Source organism: Pseudoalteromonas sp., assembly GCF_041613455.1.
Taxonomy (GTDB): Bacteria; Pseudomonadota; Gammaproteobacteria; order Enterobacterales; family Alteromonadaceae; genus Pseudoalteromonas.
On the sequence record NZ_JBFJHD010000197.1, the window covers coordinates 1 to 5,624 of the forward strand.

The window sequence follows — 5,624 nt, forward strand, 5'->3', positions numbered from 1 at the left end:
CTGTGAAATAATGTGTAGCATCAATTAGCCAATAATTTAGCCTATAAATCGCAGCTGAGAGTTGATTATATGCGGGTATTTCACGCATCAAACTGCCTGTATTTTGCACCAAAATATAACTTTAGGGTTCAAAATAGACCCCGTTTACAAAAATATATTCGCATCAATTACTCTTACTGACCTTGTGTTTTCCGCCCCTAAACAGCTCGATTTTCATACCAATTGAAATCCTATAAATCGTGAGTACTATCTTGTATTAGTGTTTAAATTGGTATTATTTTAATCCCACTTAACATTTAGTACATATTTTGCACCAACATTGAAAACCCGTATCTAGTTAATAAATAACAAAAAAGTGTTAAATACTGTGAAAAAATATAATTTTTTTAATTTATTTCTGGACAATTTATTTTCCTCAGCTAACATCTAGACAGAACATAGTTATTTCCTCACAACTCTACACGCCCTATGATTTGAGCTTTAACAGACTCTATTTGCGGGAAGTAGATACACACCCTGATATGTATTCGAAGTTTATCTTCATCAGTTTGCAAATTCAGGCAATTAATTGCCCGCACACTGACATCCGGAGCAGGCTAACAAGCTAACTCCGTCAATTTGAACGAATCCACACATGTGGACGATCTTAAAGATTTTGCTATCTTAAGGCCTATACCCCTGCGCGTCAGGAAATTGCCAAAATATAGCGAAGGGTGCACTGCTGGGCCTATAAAAAGGTATATGTTGGAATGATGACACTTTCCTCCATGCCCGTAACACATCGGGCAGACGCTGAATCTGGGCATTGCTTTGATGCCAACCGCCATTGGGCGGCTTCTTTAACGCTCGGTTTTTGTTCTCAAAACAGTGGCGATACACGTGTTACGCGCATGAATATTGCTCGTCATTATGGTCCATTACGGGTACAAAGACCTTTTTATCCAGAAGGCCGCGATGGCTGTTGCCATGTATATTTACTGCATCCCCCCGGTGGTGTCGTAAGCGGTGATGCACTGAACATTGATATTACTGTTGGCACTGGCGCCCACAGTTTAATCACCACTCCTGCTGCCAATAAGCTTTACAAAGCCGACAGCAATGGCGTTGCGTGGAGCCAAACCACTAATTTAAGCGTCGCAGATGACGCTATTTTAGAATGGTTACCACAAGAAACTCTGGCCTTTGATGGCTCTCGCGGTGTGCAAACTTTTAATATTGAGCTGGCTAAAACTGCTAAATGCCTTGGCTGGGAAATACTCGGCTTGGGTCGCCCTGCCAGTGAGCTGCCATTTGCCAGCGGTTCAATTGAACAGCGCTTTCAATTAACCCAAGACGGTAAGCCATTGTGGTTAGAGCGACAAAGTTTAGACCCCAGTCATCCACGATTTAACGGTAAGTGGGGCCAAGGCGGAGCCACCGTGCATGGTACATTTTGGACTGTAGGGTTAAGCGATCCGACTGCGGCGATAGCTGCTTTACGTGAACAACTACCGGCTAACAATAATTGGGCAGCAACCTACCGCCGTGACGTTTTATTAGTGCGCTATTTAGGCCATGAACGCAACGAGGTGTGGCAGTTATTTGAGCAAGCACGCAATATATTACGGCCACTACTAAGTGGACATCAAGCCACCATACCCCGTATTTGGCTAACCTAATTTTAACAATTTATTGTTGCGTAAAATGACAACAATAAACCTATCGCCTATGCTCTATAGGTGATTAATTAAACACCATTATTAGCTATGGTATTAATCTGAGTAGGCCAATAACACTGCTCAATTTAGTACCTTCGCTGGAGAGTTTTGTACCTATATTTATACATGTTGTCATTGCAATTTGCTTTGACGCACACACCACCTATGACATTTAGTCATAGGTAATTTATATATCAACATCGAGGACTATGGAGTTAGCGATGGAATTAACACCAAGAGATAAAGACAAGTTAATGTTATTCACTGCGGGTTTACTTGCAGAGCGACGTAAAGCCAAAGGGTTAAAACTAAATTACCCAGAGGCAATCGCCCTCATTACCTGCACCATAATGGAAGGCGCGCGCGAAGGACGCACCGTGGCAGAAATGATGGCCGTGGGTCGTGAAATTCTCACCCGTGATGATGTCATGGAAGGTATTGCGGAGATGATCGAAGATGTACAGGTAGAAGCAACGTTTCCTGACGGTACCAAACTGGTCACTGTACATAACCCTATAGTTTAAGGAGGTGAGTTATGATCCCAGGTGAATATCAACTAAAAAGTGGTGACATTGAACTGTGTGTAGGCCGTAAGAGCATCACCATCGATGTTGCTAATAAAGGGGATCGCCCGGTACAGGTTGGTTCTCATTATCATTTTGCCGAAAGTAACCCTGCACTGAGTTTTGATCGCAAAAAAGCGTATGGTTATCGATTAGCTATTGCTGCTGGTTTGGCCATTCGCTTTGAACCCGGTCAAACCCGTGAAGTGTCTTTAATTCCTTATTCAGGTTTACGTCGTCTCTACGGTTTTCGTGGTGAAGTAATGGGACCTTTAGATAAAACGTCTAAACAGGAGACTGTGTAATGAAAATTTCTCGCCAAGCCTACGCTGATATGTATGGCCCAACCACGGGTGATCGCATTCGTTTAGGCGATACTGAATTATGGGTCGAAATAGAACACGACCATACCCACTATGGTGAAGAAGTAAAATTTGGTGGCGGTAAGGTGATCCGTGATGGTATGGGTCAGAGCCAGCGCTATGATGATGCCGTTATGGACACCGTGATCACCAACGCAGTGATCATCGACTGGTGGGGCATTATTAAAGCCGATGTCGGCTTAAAAAATGGCCGTATTGCAGCAATAGGCAAAGCCGGTAACCCCGACACACAACCGGATATCGATATTATTATTGGTCCAGGCACCGAAATTATTGCCGGTGAAGGGCAAATTTTAACCGCCGGTGGCGTCGACACCCATGTGCATTATATTTGCCCTCAACAAGTGGATGAGGCATTGATGAGTGGCCTAACCACTATGATTGGCGGCGGCACAGGCCCTGCTACCGGTTCAGTGGCCACCACGCATACGCCCGGGCCATGGCATTTAGGCAAAATGATGCAAGCCGTGGATGATTTACCGATTAACATTGGTTTTCTCGGTAAAGGCAGTGCCAGTACTCCCGAAGCGCTTGAGCAACAAGTTAAAGCCGGTGCTATGAGCCTAAAAATTCATGAGGATTGGGGCGCGGCACCCGCTTCTATTAGCAATGCTTTAGATGTTGCCGATCGCTATGATATTCAAATTGCGATTCATGCCGACAGCCTCAATGAGTCTGGTTTTGTGCAAGATACCCTAGAAGCATTTAAAGACCGTTGTATCCACACCTATCACACCGAAGGTGCTGGCGGTGGTCATGCGCCTGATATTATTGTTGCCTGTGCGATGCCAAACGTATTGCCTTCATCAACAAACCCAACGCGCCCGTACACTATCAATACGGTAGATGAGCATTTGGATATGTTAATGGGTTGTCATCACCTTGACCCTAACATTCCAGAAGATGTGGCGTTTGCCGACTCGCGTATTCGCCGTGAAACCATTGCCGCCGAAGATATTCTGCATGATATGGGCGTAATTTCGATGATGTCGTCTGACTCACAAGCCATGGGCCGCATTGGTGAAGTTGTTTGTCGTACGTGGCAAACCGCACACAAAATGCGCGTGCAACGCGGGTTATTACCCGAAGATGAAGAACTTGGCGCCGATAACTTCCGCGCAAAACGCTACATTGCAAAATACACCATTAACCCAGCCATTACTCACGGTATTAGCCATGAAGTAGGCTCTATCGAAGTCGGCAAGTTTGCCGATCTAGTGCTGTGGAAACCGGCATTCTTTGGGGTTAAACCGTCCATTATTTTAAAAGGCGGCATGATCGCAGGCGCCGCAATGGGTGATCCAAACGCGGCAATTTCTACGCCGCAACCCGTGCATTATCGCCGTATGTTTGGCGCGTTAGGTAAAGCCGTTAGTGCTACTCGTATGACGTTTGTTAGCCAAGTTTCGATGAATACCGGCCTTGAAGAAAAGCTCGGTCTGAAAAGCCAATTGGTGGCGTGTAAAAACGTGCGCCAAGTGCGTAAAAGCGACATGAAGCTCAACGGCGAGTGCCCAGAGTTAACCGTAGATCCGCAAACCTATGAGGTACATGCAGACGGCGTACTACTCACCTGCGAACCGGCCACTTTATTACCCTTAGCCCAGCGCTATCACTTGTTTTAATCGATTATTAGGACAAATAGATGTTTGAATTAACACAAAGAATAAACAATAACTCGAAAGATGCGGTGTTTGATACCCTCACTTTACCCTACGAATTACGGATCCGCGGTCGCCTTAAAGCGGTAACCGATAAGGGCCATGATGTAGGCTTATTTCTGGACCGTGGTCCGGTGCTACGCCATGGTGATTTACTGCGTGCCAAAAGTGGCGAAGTATTTCGTATTTGTGCAGCCGATGAAGCAGTTACCAGTGCCTATATAGAAAATGGCTTACCCTTAGCACGTTTATGCTATCACTTAGGTAACCGTCATGTATCACTTGCAATTGGTGTTGATGCTGACGGCCGTCACTGGGTGCGTTTTCCACCAGACCATGTTTTAGAAGAGCTTGCGCTGCTGTTAGGTGCACAATTAACTCATCACCAAGCGCCGTTTGATCCCGAGTCAGGCGCTTATGCACACGCTGGCCGTGAACATTCACATGCTCACGCTCATGGACACTCTCATGCTGATGAACATACCCATGCACACTAACAATGAGCCAACACAGAGTAGCGATCTGGCATTGTTGGGCTTGATGCAATTGATCAGCCCTGCCCTACCCATTGGTGCTTTTGCTTGGTCTCAAGGGTTAGAAAGTGCCTTTGAACTTGGCTGGGTAAGCAATGAACAGCAACTCGGTGAGTGGCTCGAAGGGGTGCTGGATGATGGTTTAACACGCTGCGAATTACCGCTATTGGCGCGCTTACAACGCTGCTGGGCAGATAACGATAGTAACGGTTTAAGCTATTGGAATGACTGGCTTCATGCAAACCGCGAAACCGCTGAGCTCAGTGACGAGGATACCCGCTTAGGTTTAGCGCTATTGCGACTACTCACCAGCTTGCAGTTACAACCGCAACCTGCACTTGGTCATGCCGCATTACCGCAAGACCCTGCTTATGTCACCGTTTTTGCGTGGTTAGCACAGCAACGACAAATTCCGGTAAGGCAAAGCCTGCTTGGCTTTGCTTGGGCGTGGTTAGAAAATCAACTCGCCGTGGCGTGCAAAGCTATGCCACTTGGCCACACCGCGGCGCAACGTTTAGTTGAGCAGCTGCGACCAAAATTAGTAGTTGCCATTGACACTGCACTGACACTCGCAGACGACGAGCTTGGCCCTATTATGCCGGGCTTAGCGCTTGGCAGTGCACAACATGAAACACAGTACTCAAGATTATTTCGAAGCTAAACAGCTTCTATTTTTACAAGGAAAACAGCAATGACACATTGTTTACGAATCGGCGTTGGTGGCCCTGTTGGCTCTGGCAAAACCGCTTTATTACGTCAATTATGTAAGGCATTAAAAGATCATTAC

Annotated in this window: 7 protein-coding genes; all 7 read left to right on the forward strand. The window is 46.0% G+C overall.

What is annotated here, in order from left to right; genetic code table 11:
- Positions 1–749 precede the first annotated feature (749 nt).
- A complete protein-coding gene (locus ABYB02_RS13965; RefSeq protein ID WP_372763030.1) occupies positions 750–1,658 on the forward strand; it encodes an urease accessory protein UreD in 909 nt (302 codons plus the stop codon).
- A gap of 260 nt (positions 1,659–1,918) precedes the next feature.
- Positions 1,919–2,221, forward strand: coding sequence for an urease subunit gamma (gene ureA, locus ABYB02_RS13970; protein WP_372763031.1), 303 nt, complete (start codon positions 1,919–1,921; stop codon positions 2,219–2,221).
- An 11-nt stretch (positions 2,222–2,232) separates the two neighbouring features.
- Positions 2,233–2,565, forward strand: coding sequence for an urease subunit beta (locus ABYB02_RS13975; protein WP_372763032.1), 333 nt, complete (start codon positions 2,233–2,235; stop codon positions 2,563–2,565).
- Complete coding sequence (gene ureC, locus ABYB02_RS13980) at positions 2,565–4,268, forward strand: urease subunit alpha (protein ID WP_372763033.1); 1,704 nt, start codon at positions 2,565–2,567, stop codon at positions 4,266–4,268. Before ABYB02_RS13975 ends, ureC begins: the two co-directional genes overlap by 1 nt.
- A gap of 20 nt (positions 4,269–4,288) precedes the next feature.
- Positions 4,289–4,801, forward strand: coding sequence for an urease accessory protein UreE (gene ureE / locus ABYB02_RS13985; protein ID WP_372763034.1), 513 nt, complete (start codon positions 4,289–4,291; stop codon positions 4,799–4,801).
- A complete protein-coding gene (locus ABYB02_RS13990) occupies positions 4,791–5,498 on the forward strand; it encodes an urease accessory protein UreF (RefSeq protein ID WP_372763035.1) in 708 nt (235 codons plus the stop codon). Before ureE ends, ABYB02_RS13990 begins: the two co-directional genes overlap by 11 nt.
- Before the next feature lie 30 nt (positions 5,499–5,528).
- Positions 5,529–5,624, forward strand: a 96-nt coding sequence (locus ABYB02_RS13995) for a GTP-binding protein (RefSeq protein WP_372763036.1), incomplete at its 3' end; no start/stop codon positions are given.